14 protein-coding genes are annotated in these 21,720 nt (G+C 34.2%); 8 read left to right on the top strand and 6 right to left on the bottom strand.

What is annotated here, in order from left to right; genetic code table 11:
• Positions 1-56 precede the first annotated feature (56 nt).
• The 4 genes from AWE51_RS20700 to bshB1 all read left to right on the top strand — a co-directional run bounded on the left by AWE51_RS20700 (position 57) and on the right by bshB1 (position 3,125).
• Positions 57-353, top strand: a complete 297-nt coding sequence (locus AWE51_RS20700; protein ID WP_232517421.1) for a carboxymuconolactone decarboxylase family protein — start codon at positions 57-59, stop codon at positions 351-353.
• Complete coding sequence (locus AWE51_RS20695) at positions 353-1,399, top strand: flavin monoamine oxidase family protein (RefSeq protein WP_066317642.1); 1,047 nt, start codon at positions 353-355, stop codon at positions 1,397-1,399. Before AWE51_RS20700 ends, AWE51_RS20695 begins: the two co-directional genes overlap by 1 nt.
• Positions 1,400-1,494: 95 nt before the next feature.
• Positions 1,495-2,376: a helix-turn-helix domain-containing protein gene (locus AWE51_RS20690; protein ID WP_066317639.1), complete on the top strand. Its 882-nt coding sequence runs from the start codon at positions 1,495-1,497 to the stop codon at positions 2,374-2,376.
• A 32-nt stretch (positions 2,377-2,408) separates the two neighbouring features.
• Positions 2,409-3,125, top strand: coding sequence for a bacillithiol biosynthesis deacetylase BshB1 (gene bshB1, locus AWE51_RS20685; RefSeq protein WP_066317636.1), 717 nt, complete (start codon positions 2,409-2,411; stop codon positions 3,123-3,125).
• 117 nt (positions 3,126-3,242) lie between these two features.
• On the opposite strand, the gene AWE51_RS20680 is transcribed toward bshB1, so the two are convergent.
• The 6 genes from AWE51_RS20680 to AWE51_RS20655 all read right to left on the bottom strand — a co-directional run bounded on the left by AWE51_RS20680 (position 3,243) and on the right by AWE51_RS20655 (position 15,566).
• Complete coding sequence (locus AWE51_RS20680) at positions 3,243-3,851, bottom strand: hypothetical protein (protein WP_066317633.1); 609 nt, start codon at positions 3,849-3,851, stop codon at positions 3,243-3,245.
• Entirely contained in the window at positions 3,848-4,201 is a 354-nt protein-coding gene (locus tag AWE51_RS20675) for a PadR family transcriptional regulator (protein WP_082832534.1), read from the bottom strand. Before AWE51_RS20675 ends, AWE51_RS20680 begins: the two co-directional genes overlap by 4 nt.
• A 185-nt stretch (positions 4,202-4,386) precedes the next feature.
• Positions 4,387-7,116 carry a sulfatase-like hydrolase/transferase gene (locus AWE51_RS26685; protein WP_066317630.1) on the bottom strand — a complete coding sequence of 910 codons (2,730 nt, stop codon included), beginning with the start codon at positions 7,114-7,116 and terminating at the stop codon, positions 4,387-4,389.
• A 357-nt stretch (positions 7,117-7,473) separates the two neighbouring features.
• Positions 7,474-8,397 carry a GYDIA family GHMP kinase gene (locus AWE51_RS20665; protein WP_066317627.1) on the bottom strand — a complete coding sequence of 308 codons (924 nt, stop codon included), beginning with the start codon at positions 8,395-8,397 and terminating at the stop codon, positions 7,474-7,476.
• 132 nt (positions 8,398-8,529) lie between these two features.
• On the bottom strand, positions 8,530-13,983 hold the full coding sequence (locus AWE51_RS20660) for a T9SS type B sorting domain-containing protein (protein ID WP_066317624.1): 5,454 nt from the start codon (positions 13,981-13,983) through the stop codon (positions 8,530-8,532).
• A gap of 266 nt (positions 13,984-14,249) precedes the next feature.
• Positions 14,250-15,566: a hydroxymethylglutaryl-CoA reductase, degradative gene (locus AWE51_RS20655; protein WP_066317621.1), complete on the bottom strand. Its 1,317-nt coding sequence runs from the start codon at positions 15,564-15,566 to the stop codon at positions 14,250-14,252.
• A gap of 249 nt (positions 15,567-15,815) precedes the next feature.
• Between AWE51_RS20655 and AWE51_RS20650 the strand changes: the two genes are divergently transcribed.
• The 4 genes from AWE51_RS20650 to AWE51_RS20635 all read left to right on the top strand — a co-directional run bounded on the left by AWE51_RS20650 (position 15,816) and on the right by AWE51_RS20635 (position 21,591).
• The gene (locus AWE51_RS20650) at positions 15,816-17,987 is read left to right on the top strand and encodes a S9 family peptidase (RefSeq protein WP_066317825.1); all 2,172 of its coding nucleotides are present in this window, start codon (positions 15,816-15,818) and stop codon (positions 17,985-17,987) included.
• 17 nt (positions 17,988-18,004) lie between these two features.
• Positions 18,005-19,393: a peptide MFS transporter gene (locus AWE51_RS20645; RefSeq protein WP_066317619.1), complete on the top strand. Its 1,389-nt coding sequence runs from the start codon at positions 18,005-18,007 to the stop codon at positions 19,391-19,393.
• Positions 19,394-19,402: 9 nt separating this feature from the next.
• Positions 19,403-20,956, top strand: a complete 1,554-nt coding sequence (locus AWE51_RS20640; protein ID WP_066317617.1) for a peptide MFS transporter — start codon at positions 19,403-19,405, stop codon at positions 20,954-20,956.
• 95 nt (positions 20,957-21,051) lie between these two features.
• Positions 21,052-21,591 (top strand): thioredoxin family protein, encoded by a 540-nt coding sequence (locus AWE51_RS20635; RefSeq protein ID WP_066317616.1) that lies wholly within the window; start codon positions 21,052-21,054, stop codon positions 21,589-21,591.
• The last annotated feature ends 129 nt before the right edge of the window (positions 21,592-21,720 follow it).

Below are 21,720 nucleotides of genomic sequence, written 5' to 3'. Positions count from 1 at the left end.
ATTTCCTGGATAGCTTCTCTTTTTTTAACTTTAAATATGTATATATTATGTATGATATGAATAACCTAAAACAATTAGGTGCTTTAGGAAAAAATGCCGAACCTGCTATGAAAGCATTTCAGGCATTAGATCAAGCTGCTTTGGCAGATGGTGCAATACCAAAAAAATACAAGGAACTTATGGCAGTAGCGGTAGCATTAACAACCCAGTGTCCATACTGTTTAGAAATACACAAGGATCATGCGATTAAAGCTGGTGCAACTCAAGAAGAGTTAGCAGAAGTTACATTTGTAGCTGCTGCGCTACGTGCAGGTGCTGCAGTCGTACATGGTACTCATTTAATGGAAAAATAATGACAAATAACACCGCTAAATATATTATAGTTGGTGCAGGTCTTTCAGGTCTTACTTCTGCTTATGTCTTAAATAAGCAGGGGGAGACCGATTTTCTCGTTTTAGAATCCAGAAACCGAATAGGTGGACGTATTTTGACAGATAATAATATTGACTTCGGAGCAACATGGTTTCAAAATCATCATCAAAATGTAATTGATTTACTTGATGAAATAGTTGTGGATAAATTTCATCAATTTAACAAAGGAAAAAGTGTTTTGGTATATAGTACGATGGCACCAGCACATTATTTTGAGAATGATCCAAGTACTCCATCTGCTTTTAGAATTGCAGGAGGAACAACTGCAATGATACAGGAGCTTGCCAAAACCAATGCAGATAAAATAAAAACGAAAACTACGGTTTTAGAGGTTAATGACAATGATAATGGTGTGTCTGTAATTACGGACAAAGGTGAATTTAAAGCCGAAAAAGTAATTATTACCATACCACCTAGAATTGCAACACGTATATCTTTTTCTCCTGGCTTGCCAGAAATGCTAACAAAAACAATGGAAAATACGCATACTTGGATGAGTAATGCTATAAAAGTAGGGATAACATTTAAAAATCCATTTTGGAAGGATAAGAAGTTATCAGGAACTCTTATTGGTCAAGTAGGAGCAGTTACAGAACTATATGATCATAGTAATATAAATGAAGACCGATTTGCATTAATGGGGTTTGTTAATGAAGGGTTACGTGACGTATCTGAAAAAGAACGTAAAACTAGAATTTTGGAACATTTACAAAAGTTTTTAGGAGCAGAAGTTTTAGACTACATTACATATCAAGAAAAAGATTGGTCACAAGATAAAAATACTTCTTGTGATACTATTAAATCTATTTATATGAGTCCAAGGTATGGGGATTCAAAATTCAAAGAGTTTTATGTAAACGGAAAAGTGCTTTTTTCTGGAGCAGAAACCTCACCCGTATATGGTGGATATATGGATGGTGCCATTTATAGTGGTGTTGTAGCAGCTAAAAACATACTAGAGAAATAGAAAAATCATAATTAGGATAAAGTTCGAAAAGATGAATGGGATATTAAAGGCACAGTAGTTGTATTTTTGAGATAAATCATAGTAAGAGTAATCACGTGAAAGATTCAAATAATAAGATAGAAAAGTACCACCTGCATAAGGCGCATCCAGAAAAACTTCAGTTCGAGGTGTATAATCTTAATGAGTATAGAAAGAAAAGTGGAAAAAAAGCTGCGATTGCTCATTCGCATAGCTACTATCAGATAATTTGGTTTTTTGAAGAAGGAGGAGAGCACGTAGTTGATTTTAAAACGTATACTATAAAAAAAAATACAATACTTTTTATTTCTAAAGATCATATTCATGCTTTTGATGATAATCTAGAAGTACAAGGATGGCTTATACATTTTAATGAGAGTTTCTTTATGCATAACGATGTGGATATTTTTTTAAAGTATAATATTTTTAATTCTCAAGAAAATCCATGTTATGTAATAGATAATGAAACGGCAATAACTGCTACTTCTTACATGGATTTAATTCGAAAAGAACTTGCTCAAAGGGGTATGTTTGGTTATGAAGATATTGTAAGGTTTTCATTAAAGTCACTACTTATCAACTTAGAACGTATACACCGAAATGATGGTGCAATACATCTTAAGTTTAACAATCACTATGAGTTACAATTTGCAAAATACAAAGAGCTTATAGAAGAGAATTATGAAAAAGGCTTGTCTGTTGGTGATTATGCAGAATTACTTAATATATCATCAAAAACATTAACCACAATTACTAAAAACGTGATTGGTAAATCGGCATCTCAATTGATATCAGAAAGAATTATTCTTGAAGCAAAAAGGTTATTACGTTTTACTAGTTTACAGATTGGAGAAATAGCATTTAAAGTAGGTTTTGAAGACGCATCATATTTTGTGAAATTTTTTAAAAGACACGTAGGAAGTTCTCCGAGAAAGTATAGAAACGAAACGGTGAATTAATGATTCAAAAAAATAAGGTATAAATAGAATCTATGAAATTAGATATACTAGCTGTTGGAGCACATCCAGACGATATTGAATTAGGGTGCTCAGGGACCATTGCAAAAGAAATTGCTAATGGTAAAAAAGTAGGAATTCTTGATCTTACAAGAGGTGAGTTAGGCACAAGAGGAACTCCAGAGATACGTGATGCAGAGGCTAAGGCAGCGGGTGAAATCCTAAATGTAGCTGTTCGCGAAAATCTTGCTTTTAGAGATGGTTTTTTTAAGAATGATGAAGAACACCAGATAGAAGTTATTAAAATGATTAGAAAGTATCAGCCAGAAATTGTCCTATGCAATGCAATACATGATCGTCATGTAGATCATGGTAAAGGGAGTAAGTTGGTAAGTGATTCTTGTTTTTTATCTGGATTAAGAAAAATAGAAACTATAGTAGAGGGACAAAATCAAAAAGCGTGGAGACCAAAACAGGTGTATCATTATATACAATGGTATGATATGAAACCCGATTTTATAGTCGATATAAGTGGTTATATGGATGTTAAAATGAAAAGCATTTTGGCATATCGATCACAATTTTATGATCCATCGAGCAAAGAACCATCTATACCTATCTCAAGTGAAATTTATAAAGAGAGTATACGATATAAAGCATATGACTTTGGTAGAATTGCAGGTGTACAGTATGCAGAGGCTTTCACGGCAGAACGTCATATAGCCGTAGATTCTGTTTTTGATTTGATTTGATAAAAACAGTATTTTTAAAGTTAACTTTATAAGGCAAATACTCTTGATAAAGAAACAGATCAAGAGCATTACATAAAATACTAAGAATTGATCAGAACGTAACGATTTTCATTATTGTTAGGCAATGGATTTCTTATACATTGTAAAAAAGAAAAAAGGTAAGTAACCAACTGCAAAAATAAAAGCACCGGCAAGTAATAATATTTGAGTTCCTTGTAAATGCATTAATTTGAATAAGCCAGATAATCCAGTGATTATAGCAGCAGTAAGCCCTAAAATGACTTTTAATCTTTCAGAAATTGTTTTAGAAATGGCAACCTTATAACGGTCAATAGCATATAAAGGCATAAAAACCAATAGAAGTGTTAGGAAACCAATTATAAAAAGTACGTTGGCTCCAGGATACGATAATAATTTAAACGTAATCCCTGTCGTTAATGTTACTGAGCCAATAAAACCGATTAAATACATTAGTTTTTTCATAAGTAATATTCGTTTAGAGTTTAATAAAAAGATTGTTTTGTTTTCTAAGTCCGCGAGACCATTAGGGGCTATATCAGCAATAGCATTTTGTAGAAGCTCATCGAATGATTTTTCTTTTCCCAGTTCACTTTCGATAACACAACATAAATGATCGATTACATCATCACTAAGAGATGGTATTTTTAACCCTTGATCAAATACGTATTGGCTAATTTTTTCTTCTTGTTCGACCGTTAATTTCATATAGGTTTTAACTGGTTAAATACAACTTTATTTAATGTGTCGATAAAGTCTCTAAGTTCGTCTAAATGCCTTGATTTTTCCTTTTTCCCTGTTGGCGTTAAGAAATAGTATTTTCTTACTCTTTTGCCAATATGGACTTCTTCAAAAGAAAGCAGTCCGTCTTTTGCCATTTTTTGTAGAGCAGGATATAAAGAACCATCCTTCAATAAAATTTTTTCGTCGGATAGTTCTTTAACTTTCTTAAAAATCTCATAACCGTACATTCTGTCATTCTCTGCTAATAAATTCAGAATAATAACAGAAAGTGTTCCTTTAAGTAGTTCTTTTGAATACATAGTGTAAATATACATAAAAATACAATATATCATAATTCTAGGTATTATATTTTTATATTATAAATAGAATATTAAGGCTCTAATGAATCTTGAAGTTGTTTTACATAAAAAAGAAATTACTAGGAGGGATAATATATTACACGAAAAAGGCCCCTAATTATTGTATTAGGCACCTTTTTTGTTTCATATGTAGAAATTGTTTACTTAATAATTTTCACTAGAGTCTCAAGGTTATTCATGGTCATTTTTAAAATATAAACACCTCTTTTTGAAATGTTTAGTTTGTTAATATCCATTGAAATCGTATGTATTCCTGTTTTCGATACCTTATGTAGCGCCGAATATATTTGTTTGCCAGTAAGGTTATATACTGTTATAGTTGCATTACCAACTGCAGGAAAATCAGCTTTTAGGTGTAGGCTATTATTTTTAATAAAGTTTTGATGTACTTTAATATTTGAGTTTGAGTCTATATCCAAAGAACTGGTTTCTTTTTGTTTGTTGGATGATTCTATTTGAAATGTAAAAGTTTCCCAGTTTTCTGCACTATTTCCTTTAGGGTAAAGAACAGCGTTGTTTTGAGTCCAATTAGCCTGAATCCATTTGTTTGCATGCACACTTTTAAGTGCTACTTTTCCTGATCCTTTACTTTGCCATGTAAATTGGGTCCAATCTCCTTTTACACCAGCTGCAGCCCTAATTGCGATATCCGTATTTTGACCAAATACTCTAATGTATTTATTATTTAACAATGCTTTTAAGGCAACACCTCCTTTAGGGTGTGTTTCAACTAAAAACTTTTGTGTATCACCAGAAACGGAAGCGCTATTTGCTGTAAGTTGATTGTTATTTCCATTCTCGGTAGTGACGAATTTTTTATCTCCGCCATCTTTGCGTAATGAAATCACTTTTCCAATAGGAACTGTATTATTTCCATTCCCACCATCGGTTATTGATTTCCAATCAAAGGTTTCCCAGTTTTGTGGGTTTTCACCTTTGGGATAAAGAACAGCGTTGTTTTGATTCCAACTAGCCTGAATCCATTTATTTGCATGTACACTTTTAAGTGCTACTTTTCCTGTACCTTGGTTTTTCCATGTAAATTGAGTCCAATCTCCTTTAGCTACGGCTGCTGCTCGAATGGGTATATTAGTGTCATTATTAAGTACTCTAATATATTTGTCATTTGCCATAGATTTTAAAGCTATTCCTCCTTTTGGATGTGATTCTACTAAAAATTCTTCACTAGTGCCTGCGCTACTTACTTGTGCGCTTAGTTGATTGTTATTCCCGCTCTCGGTAGTAACAAATTTTTTATCTCCTCCACTTTTTTGCAAAGTAATTATTTTTCCTATAGGCGCTGTATCTCCTGATCCTGGATCAGGATCTGGTCCAGAACTATCACCATGCAAGGTTTTTGTAGGGGTTTTAGAGTTTCTGATTTGGTTATAACTAGCCAACATTTGAGTAACTCTGTTTTTTTGAGCCTGAGCATTAATTAAGTTGTTGTTTTCAGATGGTGAAGATTTTAAGTTATATAGTTCTCTAGCCGATGGCTGATTTTGATTATTCATTTTCATAATCAATTTCCAATCTCCTTCTCGATAAGCTACTTCTCTAGCTGTACCACCTTGAATCATTAAAAACTTACGCTTTTTGGCATCTGCTTTTCCTAGCATGATAGGTAATAAGTTAAACGAATCCTTGGCTTCATTATCAGGAATTGCTTGATTGTTAACAGCTCCAATAGTAGATAAAATATCTTGAGCAGAAACTATGTCATTAGAAACACTGTTTTTTGGAATTTTATTAGGCCATACAGCAATAAAAGGAACCCGATGTCCTCCTTCATAAATTTGGTTTTTACCACCTCTGTAAATATCACTTGGTCTATGACCAGTCTGAGTAGTTTGCCCAAATGTTAATCCACCATTATCAGATGTGAAAATGAAAATAGTATTTTCATACACCCCTTTTTCTTTAAGAGCTTTAACTAACATGCCCATCTGTGCATCTAGTTCTGCAATCATATCCAGATGCAGTACGGGGGTGCTTCCTTTAATTTTTTTGCCGTCAAGAAAATCAATAGGAGTATGGGGTTTGTGTACCGCCTGGGTACAGTAATACATAAAAAAAGGATTTGTTTTACCTGCATTGGTTTTGATATAATCAACTGCTTTAGTAGCTAATAAGGGGCCCATATTAAACGGATTCCATTCAGAATCACCAAGTCCTTCATCTTTATCTAATGTAACATTGATTTGATCCATCTTTTTTTGAGTAATCAAATCAATTTTTGAATTGTTTTTAAGAGGATACCATTTGCTGTTTTCAAAAACAACATAAGGAGCATCTTGAATTCCTGCAGGGTACATAAAGCTATAATCAAAGCCTAACTCTTTAGGGCCTTTTACAATCTCGGTAATATCCACATTTAATTCGGGTGCATTACGAGGGCCTCTATATATTTTGGGCCTTTGACCTTTACGATAATAATCGCCTCCTAAATGCCACTTTCCAAAGAAAGCAGTATTGTAACCGGATTGTTTCATGATTTTACCTAGGGTTAGGTCATTATTTTCAACAGGGCTTTTTTGATAAGATCCCCATACTCCCCAAGGTGCAAAACTTCGATATGTATTATTTCCTGTCATAATACTATATCTGGAGGGAGCACATAGTGCTGTAGGTGAATGAGCATCTGTAAAATGCATCCCATCACGCATTAGTTTGTCGATTTCGGGTGTTTGTACAATAATATTGTTAGAGTTTTTTTTCCTGTAACCAGAAATATCACCAATACCGACATCGTCTGTAAGTATTACTACAATATTAGGTTTTACTGCCGCTTTTGAGTCTTTTGTTTTTTGGGCGATTGATAAAAAGGCAAAACAAAGAAATAATACAAATAATCTTGATTTTAGTTTCATGTGTAATATGTTAAGTTAGTTAATGTGTTCTGGTATGAACGTTTATATGGTGATAGGTTTTGAGATAGGTTTTAAGGTACTTTCACCAACATTAAAAGTAGCTAATATTTGCAGTTCATTGATAATTAATTATATACCATATTGGTAATTGTGTACTACTAATGTTTTTTTTGGTATGAAATAAGATGGAGTTTAATTCTTTTTAGAGAATAGAAGCTACGCTTGTTTTAGAATTTCTTCTAAGTACAAGGTTATTTTGTTTTTTAAGCGAATCTATAATTAGAAGGGTAGTGGGTTGAATTTTGACTCTATGAGTTTACTAAAGAGGTAGTCTTAAAATCTTCGAAATTTATTGTTTTACAAAACCATTTTCTCGTAAGGAATAATCGTCGAATATCCTTTAGTTTTGAAATATTCAATATCAGATAAAGTACCAGTAACTAGAATAAAGTCTCCTCCCCAACCACCTAAACTCTTTATGCTACCACCATATTCAGGGAATAGTGTAGATTTAACCGTAGGAGTTTTTATAATTTTAGAAATAATTTCTTCATGCTGATCTATTAACGATTTAAACTCTTCTAGAGTAGCAGAATCTAATAGCTTTGTTGTAATTTGATTTACCATTTCTTCGGCTTTATCAAAGTCTTTTAGAGGTAAAGATTGATACCTCTTTATGGATTCTTTACTATCTTGTTTTCGGTTGAGGTATATAAAAAATAAGTTTTCTTTGAATTTAGGATTAAAATTGATCTCTTTAATTATAGGCTTGCCCTCATTACGTTTATATAGTATTGGAGTATCGTTTTGAGCACATGCAATATCATAACCACTTCCTCCAAAACTTTGATCCAAGAGTTTAAAAGCGTCTACTTTTGCCCATTGGGCAATATTGTTGATTAATGTCGAAGAAGAGCCAAGTCCCCATTGACGATTAAACTCTAGTCGCGCCTCGACAAGATATCCTTTTCCCGAAGAAAGAAAGTTAGGGTTTAGCTCCTTTGCCGAAGTAAGGATCGTGATTAATGTATTTGTTATTGAGTTTTCTTCTGGATTCTCTTGAGTAGGAGATAAACTTGTTTCATTTATGGTTAATCGTGTTTCAAACCAACACGTGTTTTCTTGGTCATAACTACGCCAAATGATTTGATCTGTCTCATTTTCCTCAACAAATAACCATTGTCCTTTTTGAGTAGGAACTGCCAGAGCATTAACACCATCTAATACTAAATACTCTGCGGTAAGTAATAATTTGCCATGGCTATAAAAAGACTTTTTCATGTGTAGGTATATATAATGTAAATATAATATACTTGTTGAATTTTGAAATAAATTAATAATAAATTTATCTTCATCTCAACTTTATTTATCTTACATAATGTAGCCTTAAATGAAGTATAGTGGGTCTTAGGGTTATCGGATTAAACTAAAGTGTCCTTGATGGTATGTGCCATCTTTAAACTCTGCTTTAAACCAATATTCTGCTGCGGGAAGCAATCGACCATTAAATTCGCCATTCCAACCATTACCTAGTGGTGATAGCTGTTTTAGTAATTTACCATATCGATCAAATATCCAGATAAATTTTACACTGTCTCTAACACTAGTATTTGCATTCCAATTATCATGAAAACCATCTCCATTAGGAGTGAAATACTTTGGAAAAGAAATGATTTCTTCTGTGGTATTATCATCATTGTCTATAATAGTTCCAGTTGCGGTTTGATCGGGATTACTAATTGAACCTGCGTCAACAGTATTTATTTTAATAAGCATGGTTTCGTTATTTTCTTCTATGGTGTCATCAACCGTAGGTATAGAGATTAAAGAGTTTGTTTCTCCTGCCAGAATAGTGATTTGCAAGTTTATCGGTTCATAATCTTGTGCTGTAGTAGTTATATCTTCAATGCCAAATGTTAGCATAATATCTTCGGTTGACACTTGATCTAAAGTAACAGAGAAGTTTAAAGTACTACCCTCTTCAACGGTATTGTCTACTAAGGTAATTTGTGGAGTGTTAGTTACACCATCATTGTCAAATATTGTAGCAATTGCGGTTGCATTGCTATCACTTAAAGAACCTGTTTCTATAGTATCAATTCCTATAGAGATTGTTTCGTTGGATTCAACTAAAATGTCATCAATTGTAGAACGTATAAAAGTAGCAGTAGTTTGGCCGGCTAATATGATGATTCTTTCTGTCGATAAGTCTACGTCATTTAGATCGGCTGTAACTCCAGTGAATCCAATAATTAATGTGATATCGGTAGTACTGGGTTGATTTAACTCTATAGAAACTTCAATAGACTCACCCTCAATAACAGATGTAGCATTAAGTGTTACCGAAGGTAAAGGATTTACAATTACTTCTAGTTCAAAACTTGTACTTCCACATGCTCCCGCCGTATTTGATTCGATTAAATACGTAACTACTTGAGGTATGCTCGTAGTATTTACCAGAATATCATCGATAATCGCGTCAGTAGCATTTGTGACAGTTGCTCCATTTACTTCCGGATTGTTCATAGCTGTCCAAGTAAAATCTCCAAGAGTAAGCCCAAAACCTACGGTAATGTCATATCGTACGGATGTAGCACTAACAATAGTTTTAGTATCATTAATAGGTGCTCCAGGATCTATGACTTTAACAATAATAGGAATTCTGGTACTTTCGCAACTATTACTATCTTGTTGACTTACATAATAGGTGGTATTTGAAGAGATAGAAGTGTCTACCGTTGGTTTTGCTATAGGTGGGCTAGTATTTAAATCATTGGCATACCAAATGATTGTTTCTGTTGCACTAATAAATGTATTGAGATCTGCCGGACTATCGTTTAAACAAAAATTAGCATTATTAACAATAGGTTCGGGGATAGGTGTTGCGCATAGGTCTATTCCAGAGCAGTCAACTAAGGCTTGAGCAGCAATACTATTGTTGGGAACCCCTAGAATATTAGTATATCCAATATTTACAATTTTTGAGGTGCTCGTTGGACAGCTGTTTATTAATGCTGTCCATGTATAATTTATTATTTCTCCTGCAAGTACCGGTCCTGGTATAATAGGGTAGGTAACGATATTGGCATTGCTTGTGCCAGAGTCAGAAGCTGAAACAAAAGATACTTCGGAAGGGATAGGATCTGTAATCTGTACATTAAAAGCAGAGTCCATACTTGTTTTGAAACGAGATACAGTATGGGATCCAGAAGCATCATTTCCATCAGGAAAAGCGTTAATAAATCCAGCGCTACCGGCTTTTACAGGTAAGCCCGTTACAGACCATGTTGGTGTAGGGTTGGTAGTATTTCCTAACCATACATTTAATTGATTTCCGTTTAATAACAATTTAATATCCATAGGATTTCCAGGAAAACCCAGAGTAGTTTGATCAATGATTGATGTCCCGTTATATACTTGAGTATCTACCGATCCGCCACCGGGATTTGGTTTAAAAACAATGTATAATCCATTATTGATCGCTCCTCCAGTATGGCGCATGGTAAATCCAAAAGCTTGATTTGGGTCGAAATCTATAGTAGCTTCTAAAGTACCATTGGTACCATGAGAATAATTATACGTGCTTACTCCTAAGTTATTTGGTACAGATGCTAATGAGCCTCCAGTTACACCCATTTTAGTTCCGGTTTGAGCTGTCCAGTTATTTGTATCGTTAAAATCAACTTCGATAGGAGAACCATCTGTATTGGTGTATGCTAAAGTATAGACTACTTGATCTCCAACATCAGCTACTTTAGGAGTTGCAATTTTGGTCATTGAAGATGGTTTTGGAGGTAGAATAACAGGGTTACAGGTTATGGTCACATCTGCAGTACTTACAATAGCAGATTCGTTCAATGCAGTAATTGATGCCGAGTTTGTTTGAACTTCATCAGCTCGATCACATGTGCCACTACTAAAATCTGCTCTGGCTTTATAACTTATTGTTCCGCCTTGGCTAATTTGTAATCTAGGAATTTCCCATCTAATTTCTGTTCTTCCATCAGGAAGTGTTGATGCTATAGGGGCAATGCCTAACGGAGAATCGCCAACAAATTCAACAAATGTAAATCCTTGCGGTAATATATCCGTAATGACCACGTTTTCTACATCTCGACCTGGTACTGGTCCTGTTCCAAATACCCTACGCCAAACATAACCATCCCATTCTTCGACTAAAATATTATTTACGGTCTTTGTAGGTTTTTCACATGCTTCATTATGATATTTGTCAACCGGAATTGGATTTTCAGGATCGGTCCAATCATCTGTGATAGGATAAAAGAAACCTGTATCTAAATCAGTTGCAGTTGCATCCCAAGACCAATCGTCTGACCAGTCAATACTACCAAAATTACTTGTAAATAAATCCCATATGGCTCTTAAAGGCATGCTTCCTCCTTCATGAATTCGAGATGTGCCAGAATATCTTAATAAATGGGGAGTTGGGGCACATAGTTGATCTGAAAATTGTACGATCACTCTTTGGTTCCAGGCACCTTTTGCATCGGATCCAGGAACTATATTTTCATGAGAAACCCGAATACCTCCTGCGCTACCTCCTTCGTAAACATTGGTACGTAATCCCCAACCATTAGTGCAACCAGGTTCTCCAGATAAACAGTCAAAGGTATTGTCATTTAAAAATAAAGAAATTCGATAGTTCTCGTAATTAATATAGGGTTCTGCGGCTCCGTGATATAGACTTACCTTGATTCCTTGAGTGTTTCCATTAGGAGCACCAGATCGAGCATATGCAAAATTTACACCTGATCGACCTCCATTAATATAGCCTCCTTTTGACGAATTTTTGAAATTAATACTATAGGTTACAACGTCACCGGGATTTACAGTATCAAAATCTACAGTTTTTTCAATTTCTAATGCTTTTTCGATAATATCAACACAATTACGTTCCATCACCGGAGTAAGATTATTAGGAAAATCATTAGAGGTCCACCCTTTTCCGTTAGTGGTTGTAATAGTAACTGGGTTACAAATTCGACCAGAAAATGACGGTTGTACTTTACAGGTAACTTTAACCTCTCCTGTAGTTGGAGTAATACCTCCTGTAGATTTGAAACCCGATACCGTTCCGATATTCCAGGAAACTGTACCTCCAGTATGTACCCCACCATTAGTAGCGGATACAAATTCTAATCCAACAGGGATTACATCTTGTACGATGACGTTTTGCGCAGCTACAGATCCGTAATTTCGATATGAAATAGTAAATGTTACTTCGTCACCAGTAAAAGCAGCAGTTTTATCTACTTTGGTATATACTTTTATGTTAGCTTCTGGCTTTATATTCATAGGTGATTGGAAGTTTCCAGTGGTAATTAACATGCCTAATAACCTAAAAAAGCCATGAAAATATGTTGGATTAGAATCTAAGTTTACAATACTAAGATCTTGTTGTTCCCATTCTATGGCGCATTGACGATATAACTTTCCCATAAGATCAAAATCCTGAGAAGACACAGCAGATGGAGTGCCAGCTGCAGGGGTCCAATTTAAAGTAAACCCTGATCCAATTCCTGTATTGGGATCATATTGCCAAAGTAATTGGGATGGCCCTTGAAATGTCATACCTAATGCACCACCAGGAATTACACAGGGGTTACCACTTATGGCAGGATCTGCGAGAAATTTACTAAATCGTTGCCCCATATCTTTATTGATTGAATTTGCTCCCGGAATTACTTGATGGGTCGTGGGGTTCCATGAATTTTCTGGATTACCATGCCAGGTGTGATTTAGGATTGTTCTCCAGGCATGCCTAAAATCTTCTCCCGGATTAAAATTAGCAAATGTGGCATTGTTCGCGGCATCCATAAAAACATCACCTGCAGTTGGAATTGTGTTGGGGCCTTGTTTGTATAATTCACCCATTAACCAGTCTGATGAGGCTTCTGCTCTTCTAAATTGGGGAATATTCCAGGCGACATCACTAGGATCTCCTTCGGCTTCAAGAAAATCACCGAAGGCTTTGCAATATGCAGGAGCTACGTAATCAATATGAAGTTGTCCTTTTACTTTACCTCCTTCGGGGCAAGGGTTTTGACCTAATGCCCAATTTGTTAACTCTCCTTGTGAGTTTCCGTCTTTAAAATACCCGTCAAAACCAATTACACCAACAACAGCGTCGCATCCTGTAGAAAGTGGAAAATCTTGTATTTCGACTAAGCCTCGTATGACATTTAAAGCTTCTTGTTTATAGCTTATTTTATTTCCTCTAGAATCTAAATAGCCAGAGTCATCTCCCCATTGTTTCCAGGCCATTAATAATCCTAAAGCTATATCTACATCTCCATCGGTAGCCGAATCATTTCCAACTTCTCCAATTGACACATCACCAGTGCCGGGTAATACTCCATTGTTTGGTTCTGCAAGTGAATTGTCGCCATATGCATAGGTTGGTCTAGGGATATTACCATCGATATATCTAGGATGTTTTACCATTCGTACATCATGTTCACGAAACCAGATACCATCAAAAATAGTTTTGTCTCCCATATATGCAGCGGCTATCATACCATACCCTACGCCTTCACTACAATCATATGGACAACCAATATTACTGTAAAGATAGGGTACACCAGCATGAGATTCTCCTGTATACTTAAATCGATTGGCCATTATACGCCATGCTTCTCGAATTCTTTTTTCCATCTCGGCATGTACGAGACCATCTGCATTTTGATTGGCTAAATTTTCTAGACGATGACTAGTGTTATATTCATACGCCAGAAATTGAGGAAATGGAAAATTAGGATTACCTGAATTGATATCTGTAGGTACTTGTGAATGTAAAAAGAAAGGGAATAATACTAGTAAAAGTAATGTGAAGTGAGGTTGCTTCATTATTATTGATTTGTGTCTGTTGCATATACCTATACTATAGATATTAGCTTTTTCTGTTAAAGGTTAACTTAACGAGATGATTCCTTGAGTTTATAGTCTATTAGAATAACAACTATAATTCGAGATATCCTTTATAAGAGCACAAATTTGGTGTCAAAATAAATTGATATATGGATAAGTGTTTTGTTTTGAAGTGTATAAGATCAGTTATAAATTGTGTTGTCAGAAAATAAAATTAAGATGATACCTAAAAGAGAAATGTTGCATTAGTTTCTTAGTCTTTCAATTTGAGTAACAACATCGCTATGAGTAACTGTATTGGTCTTAAAATATTCGATAAGCTGTTCTTTTTCACTTTTAGTAGCTTCGAACTGGTTTAAGATATTCATTAGGTGCATTTTCATATGGCCTTGTTGAATTCCTGTAGTAATTAAGGAATTTATTGCAGCAAAGTTTTGAGCAAGACCTGCAACCGCAGTAATTTCCATTAGTTTCTTTGCATTTGGACTACCCAGGAGTTGCAATGCAAGTTTAACCAAAGGGTGTAAGTTTGTCAAACCTCCAACAGTACCTAAAGCCAAAGGAATTTCAATAGAAAATGTAAAAACATCATCCTTAATCGTAGCGGCGGTAAGACTTGCGTATGAACCTTTTCTAGAAGCATAGGCATGTGCTCCAGCTTCAATAGCTCTAAAATCATTTCCAGTAGCTAAGACTACGGCATCGATTCCATTCATTATTCCTTTATTATGTGTGACGGCACGATAAGGTTCAACCTCGGCAATACGAACAGCACGAATAAACTTTTTTGCATAGTGTAGAGAAGAAAGCTTACTTGTATTAGGTAATTCAGAAACGGGACAAGAAACAGAGGCTCTTACTATACACTGTGGGACATAATTAGAGAGAATACTCATGATAATTTCAATCTCTTTTTCATCATCATTAAATTCACTATAACTTTGAGCTTCTGATAGTAAAGTTTTAGCAAATTGTTCTAAACATGAATTAATGAAATTTGCACCCATAGCATCTGCTGTTTCAAAAGTGCAATGCAATTGATAGTAATTATCAATATCAGTAGATTTATTTCTAAGTTCAATTTTTTTAACGCCGCCGCCACGTTTTTCCATATTTTTAGTGATATGCGCAACGCTATTTATTAATTTCTTATTGATAGTAGAGAAGAAATGTTCTAGTTTTTCTACGTTCCCGGCGTATGTAAAATGTACCTGTCCAACTTTAGTCGTAGATATAACTTCTGCACGAAAACCTCCACGAGTTTGCCAAAATTTTGCAGCTTTACTAGCAGCTGCAACAACCGAACTTTCTTCGATGGTCATTGGTAAGGTGTATCGTTCCCCATTAATCAAAAAATTGGGGGCTACAGAAAAAGGAAGGTAATAATTAGAGATTGTATTTTCTGTGAACTCATCGTGTAATTTCTGTAACTTCTCATTAGAATTCCAATACTTGGTTAGTGTATCGATTGCGTTTACATCATTATTAAAATGATATTCTGCAATCCATTTTATTTTATCTGCTTTAGAGAGTTTAGAAAATCCAGAAACTACGGGAGTCATTTTACTTTAAATTATTAAGTGCGTTCAAATATACTATTCTGTTTTATCATATACATAATCAAAGTATCATAGAGTTATTTTTAAACTATCGCAGTATCATTTAATTATACAGCACATTTTAGATTTATTTGACGATATGTTAAAAAATATCGTTTCTAGCCCAATAATTTTATTGTATTTAACAGCAATTGTTGTATTTTTCACGGATTTTTTAGTATTCTTGATAGTAACAATTTATACATGTATAGTATGAAAATAACAAAATTGTTTTTTGGAATTACTCTTTTTGTAAGTAGTATAACCATTGCTCAAAACAAAAGCTTTACACTTAATGAAATATGGGGAGGAGCCTTTTCTACCGAAGGTTTCCAGTCATTACACTCCTTGAAAAACGGAACGCAATACTCCGTTTTAGAACGGGATAAAGCTTCTGGGGCCAGTAATATTAATATTTACGATTATAAAACTGGTGAGAAGACGAAAACACTAGTTAGTTCTTCATCTATAGACGGATTGGCTTCTTTTCAAGGATATACCTTTAGTAAAGATGAAAATAGGATACTGCTTTCAAGTGAATTAGAACAAATATATCGTCGCTCTTCTAGGGGGATTTTTCATATCTATGATGTACCTACTCAAGGTATTTTTAAAGTTAGTGATAAAAAAATTCAATCTCCTTTATTATCACCAGATGGCAATAAGATTGCATATGTATTAGATAATAACCTTTTCATGTTAAATTTTGTTACTGGACAAGAAGTGCAATTAACAGACGATGGTAAGAAAAATGAAATTATTAATGGAATTACAGACTGGGTTTATGAAGAAGAATTCTCTTTTGTAAGAGCTTTTGACTGGAGTGCAGATAGCAATAAGATTGCATTTTTAAGATTTGATGAAAGAGACGTCCCAGAATTTTCTATGGATGTTTATGGAAAAGAACTATATCAAAAACAAGATGTGTTTAAGTACCCTAAAGCAGGAGAAAAGAATGCAAAAGTTTCTTTGTTTGTTGCAGACCTCTCTGCCATGACTTCTGATGAGATTAAATTAGGTGATTATAAGGATTTCTACATCCCAAGAATTAAATGGACAGCAAATCCAGATGTTTTGAGTGTACAAGTAATGAATAGACACCAGAATAACTTGGATTTAGTTTTTGTAGATGCTAAAACAAAGGCTCCAAAAATAGTACTTAATGAAAAGGATGAAGCCTATGTAGATATTACAGATAATCTTACTTTTTTAGAAGATAATAGTTTTATTTGGACTAGCGAAAAAGATGGTTACAACCATATCTATCACTATGCAGCAACTGGTAAATTAATTAATCAGGTGACCACAGGAAATTGGGAAGTAACCCAATATTATGGTTATGATATTAAAAATAAGAAGATATTTTATCAAAGTGTAGAAAACGGTAGTGTTAACCGTGATGTGTATGCAATCGGTTTAGATGGAAAAGGTAAGAAACGATTAAGTAAAAAAGAAGGAACCAATGATGCTGAATTTAGTGCTGATTTTAGTTCTTATATAAGTTATTTCTCTAACGCAACTACCCCTTATGAGTTTACATTAAATAATGGCGCAAATGGCGAAGTGGTGCGTGAGATTAAAAATAATAAGGCATTGCTGGATAACCTAAAAGGTTATGATGTGAGACCCAAAGAATTCTCTACAATACAAGTAAATGGGGAAACATTAAATATGTGGACCATAAAACCTAAAGATTTTGATCCAAAGAAAAAATATCCCTTGTTTATGTATCAATATTCTGGACCAGGATCTCAGTCTGTTGCAAATACATGGCATAGAGCTAATGATTATTGGTATATGATGTTAGCGCAACAAGGTTATATTGTAGTGTGTGTAGATGGTAGAGGAACGGGTTTAAAGGGAGCAAAATTTAAGAAAGCTACTCAAAATGATTTAGGAAATTTAGAAGTGCAAGATCAAATAGCTGCGGCAAAACAACTAGGAGCTTTGCCTTATATTGATGCTAGTAGAATAGGTATTTGGGGATGGAGTTATGGTGGATTTATGTCTAGTAATTGCTTGTTTAAGGGCCCAGATACATTTAAAATGGCAATCGCAGTAGCACCTGTAACTAGTTGGAGGTTTTACGATACCATTTATACGGAACGATATTTGATGACTCCACAAGAAAATGCTAAAGGTTATGATGATAATTCACCGATTAATTTCGTAAAAGGATTAAAAGGTAAGTTTTTATTGGTTCATGGTAGTGCAGATGACAATGTTCATGTGCAAAATACTATGCAATTGGTTGAAGCCTTAGTTCAAGCAAATAAAGATTTTGATTGGGCAATTTATCCAGATAAGAATCATGGTATTTATGGTGGAAATACAAGATTGCACTTGTATAATAAGATGACAAATTTCATTAAAGAGAACTTATAATTAATTAAACATACATAATGGCAAATACAGTTAAACCAGCTCATCAAAAAGAGCTTTTTGGACATCCGGTAGGATTATACATACTATTTTTTACAGAAATGTGGGAGCGTTTTTCGTACTATGGAATGAGAGCACTTTTTGTATTATATCTTACAACCAAAACTGTGGATGAAAACCCTGGTTTAGGATGGTCATCTGGTGAAGCTTTAGCACTCTACGGTTGGTATACAATGTTAGTGTATGTAGCATCTATTCCTGGAGGATGGATTGCCGATAAGTTTTTAGGTCAAAAAAAATCCGTTTTGGTAGGAGGTATTCTACTAGTTGCGGGGCATAGTATTTTGGCAATCGAAGAAATGTGGGCATGGTATTCTGGTCTTGGTTTGATCATTGCAGGAGTTGGTATGCTAAAGCCAAATATTTCTACAATGGTTGGTGGTTTATATAAACAAGGAGATATTCGTAGAGATAAAGGGTTTACTATTTTTTATATAGGAATAAATGTTGGTGCTTTTCTTGCTGGTATTATAGTAGGATATGTAGGTGAGGTTCATGGTTGGCATTATGGTTTCGGTCTTGCCGGAATTGGAATGGCTCTAGGGTTAATTCAATTTCTTTGGGGACAAAAATATCTTGTTAATGTAGGTAACTTCTTAGGGACCTCTGAAAAAACTGAAGACAAAGAGGCTATGAAAAAACCTTTAACTAAGATAGAGAAAGATAGAGTTATAGTGCTTCTTATTTCGTTCTTATTAGTTATCGTTTTTTGGGGAGCTTTTGAGCAAGCGGGTGGATTAATGAACCTTTATGCAAGAGAAAAAACGAATAGAATGCTAATGGGGTGGGAAGTACCTGCTTCATGGTTTCAGTCTTTAAACTCAATGTTTATTATTTTCCTAGGAACAACAGTTGCATTGTATTGGGCTGGTAGAAAATTAAAGGGTAAGGTCTCTAGTTCATTATTTAAAATGATAATAGGTCTTATTGTTATGGGTATTGGTTTCTTTTTTATGACAGCAGCATCTATGGAGTTTAATTCAAATGGCTCTTCTGCTATGTATTGGTTGGTATTAGCATACTTATTTCATACCATTGGAGAACTTTGTATTTCGCCTGTTGCTTTGTCATTTATTACCAAATTAGCTCCTGTAAAGTATGGGGCATTAATGATGGGGGTGTATTTTGCCATGACAGGTTTTGGAAATAAGTTAGCTGGTTTATTAGGGGAATCTGCAGAAAATTTAGGAGAGTTTACAATCTTTACCGGTATAGCAGTATTTAGTGTTGTGTTTGGTTTACTTGTAATGATTTTTAGAAAGAAATTAGAAATATTGACTCACGGAGTAGAGGATAAAGAAGGAACCGTTCATGAAGAAGCTGAAGGTTTTGAATTAGCAGATAATTAAGATATTCTGATGAGTACAGAAATAAAAACTTCAAATGAATTTAGTCTTTTAGGACATAAACCCGCACTATTTGTATTGTTTTTTACAGAAATGTGGGAGCGCTTTTCATACTACGGAATGCGTGCTATTTTCGTGCTATTTTTAACTGCTACATTTGCAGACGGTGGTTGGGAATGGTCTAACGAAAGAGCATTAGCCCTGTTAGGAACATATACCTCCTTAGTGTATGTAACTCCAGTATTAGGAGGCTGGATTGCAGATAAATTTACAGGATATCAAAAAGCAGTAGCATTAGGAGCTTTGGTAATGACTCTAGGGCATACTGCTATGGCATTAGATACAGAAATTACATTATATATAGGAGTAGGTTTATTGATTATAGGTAATGGTTTGTTTAAACCCAACGTTACATCTATGGTCAGTGGACTTTACGATCAATATCCGGATAGAAAAGATGGAGCATTTACTATTTTCTATATGGGAGTGAACTCTGGTGGATTTATAGGTGTTTTATTATGTGGTTTCTTAGGTGAATATTTAAGTTGGGCATGGGGATTTGGACTAGCAGGTATTTTTATGATGCTAGGGATGTTTCAATTTTGGTTTGGTAGAAGTATTTTTGGAGAAGTAGGTGTAGAACCATCTAAAAAAGTAAACTTATCCGATGCTATTGAAAATAAAGAAGAGAACGTTGTAGAAAAAGTATCAAGTAATGTGCAAAGAGATCGCTATATAGTAGTAGGAGTACTGGCCTTTTTTGTAGTGTTTTTTTGGGCTGCTTTTGAACAAGCTAGTGGTTCGATGACTATTTTTGCGAATAACTATACGCAACGATTATTAAACGGGGATGCGGCTTCAATATTTAAAATAGTCGATGTCTTAATTACGATTGTACCTTTAGGGATTATAACCTGGGTGTTGTTAAAATTATTTTCGCAAACATTTAAAAAGATTACGTTATCCAATATAGTATTAGCAATAAGTTTTCTTAGTGTTTGGGGAATTGCCATTTGGAAATTATCTGAAATTCTTCCGCAGGAAACGGCCGAAATACCAGCTTCATGGTTTTTGATTTTAAACTCTTTATTTATTATTACGTTAGCACCATTATTTTCTAAATGGTGGGAAAGTAAATATAATCCATCCGCAACAGTTAAATTTGCATTAGGGATGATATTGCTAGGTATTGGATTTGGAATGCTAGCATGGGGATCAGCATCTATCCCACAAGGCGCTAAAACGGCTTCCGTTAGTTTAGTTTGGTTGGTCTTGGCATATTTACTACATACTATGGGAGAGTTATGTTTATCTCCAGTAGGATTATCCTATGTTTCAAAATTAGTACCCGCAAAAAAAATAGGTATAATGTTTGGCTTATGGTATTTAGCGATTGCTATTGGTAATAAATTAGCAGGTTTTGTGGGGAGTTATATAGATGTAATTGTAAATAAGTACTCTATGTCTGCTTTCTTTTTAATTTTTACTATTATTCCTATCTTGGTAGGATTAATATTAATAGTAATAACCCCTAAGATGAAGAAAATGATGCACGGTGTGCATTAATAAAATAATATTTGACTTCTCTCGTTTCCCAAGATGAGAGAAGTTTTTAAGATAAGGAACAGTTTTTGTTTTCGACTAATGAAAAAACTATAATAATGAAGAACCTACTTATTGCGTTTGTATTTCTAATGTGTTTATCTACCCAAGCACAAGAAATCAACTGGATGTCTATGAATGAGGCATTAGAAGCTCAGAAAAAAGAACCAAAGAAGATTTTTATGGATGTATATACCAATTGGTGTGGCCCATGTAAATTATTAGATAAAAAAACATTTCATAACAAAGATGTAGTACAATTTGTAAATGAGCATTACTATGCTGTAAAATTTAATGCAGAGGGTACAGAAGAGGTTCGTTATAATGATTTTACGTATACTAACCCTAATTACAATCCTAATAGAAAAGGTAGGAATAGTCAACATTTTTTAGCAAACGCATTAAAGATCACAGGATATCCAAGTATGGTTTTCTTTGATGAGAATGCCAATTTAATTGCACCTGTTGTCGGTTACAAGACAGCAGAACAATTAGAGATATACTTAAAGATGATTCAAAATGATGATTATAAAAAGTTAACAAGTGCTGGAGCTTGGCAAAAATATGAGAAATCGTTTGTAGGTACATTTACAAACTAATTTGCAACACTGCAAAAAATAAACCTTAATAGTATTAAAATAACGATAAAATGCATTTTATCTCGATAAAATGCATTTTTTTTATTGTTGATTAGGATAAAATATTATATTTGTGAACAATTAATTATA

This window comes from Aquimarina aggregata (assembly GCF_001632745.1).
Lineage (GTDB): Bacteria > Bacteroidota > Bacteroidia > Flavobacteriales > Flavobacteriaceae > Aquimarina > Aquimarina aggregata.
This window is presented reverse-complemented; position numbering and strand designations above follow the sequence as displayed.

Excerpts from the sequence above, each read along its gene's own strand:
- AWE51_RS20700 (WP_232517421.1), top strand. The coding sequence starts at position 57 with ATGAATAACCTAAAACAATTAGGTGCTTTAGGAAAAAATGCCGAACCT.
- AWE51_RS20695 (WP_066317642.1), top strand. The coding sequence starts at position 353 with ATGACAAATAACACCGCTAAATATATTATAGTTGGTGCAGGTCTTTCA.
- bshB1 (WP_066317636.1), top strand. The coding sequence starts at position 2,409 with ATGAAATTAGATATACTAGCTGTTGGAGCACATCCAGACGATATTGAA.
- AWE51_RS20680 (WP_066317633.1), bottom strand. The coding sequence starts at position 3,851 with ATGAAATTAACGGTCGAACAAGAAGAAAAAATTAGCCAATACGTATTT.
- AWE51_RS20675 (WP_082832534.1), bottom strand. The coding sequence starts at position 4,201 with ATGTATATTTACACTATGTATTCAAAAGAACTACTTAAAGGAACACTT.
- AWE51_RS26685 (WP_066317630.1), bottom strand. The coding sequence starts at position 7,116 with ATGAAACTAAAATCAAGATTATTTGTATTATTTCTTTGTTTTGCCTTT.
- AWE51_RS20665 (WP_066317627.1), bottom strand. The coding sequence starts at position 8,397 with ATGAAAAAGTCTTTTTATAGCCATGGCAAATTATTACTTACCGCAGAG.
- AWE51_RS20660 (WP_066317624.1), bottom strand. The coding sequence starts at position 13,983 with ATGAAGCAACCTCACTTCACATTACTTTTACTAGTATTATTCCCTTTC.
- AWE51_RS20655 (WP_066317621.1), bottom strand. The coding sequence starts at position 15,566 with ATGACTCCCGTAGTTTCTGGATTTTCTAAACTCTCTAAAGCAGATAAA.
- AWE51_RS20650 (WP_066317825.1), top strand. The coding sequence starts at position 15,816 with ATGAAAATAACAAAATTGTTTTTTGGAATTACTCTTTTTGTAAGTAGT.
- AWE51_RS20645 (WP_066317619.1), top strand. The coding sequence starts at position 18,005 with ATGGCAAATACAGTTAAACCAGCTCATCAAAAAGAGCTTTTTGGACAT.
- AWE51_RS20640 (WP_066317617.1), top strand. The coding sequence starts at position 19,403 with ATGAGTACAGAAATAAAAACTTCAAATGAATTTAGTCTTTTAGGACAT.
- AWE51_RS20635 (WP_066317616.1), top strand. The coding sequence starts at position 21,052 with ATGAAGAACCTACTTATTGCGTTTGTATTTCTAATGTGTTTATCTACC.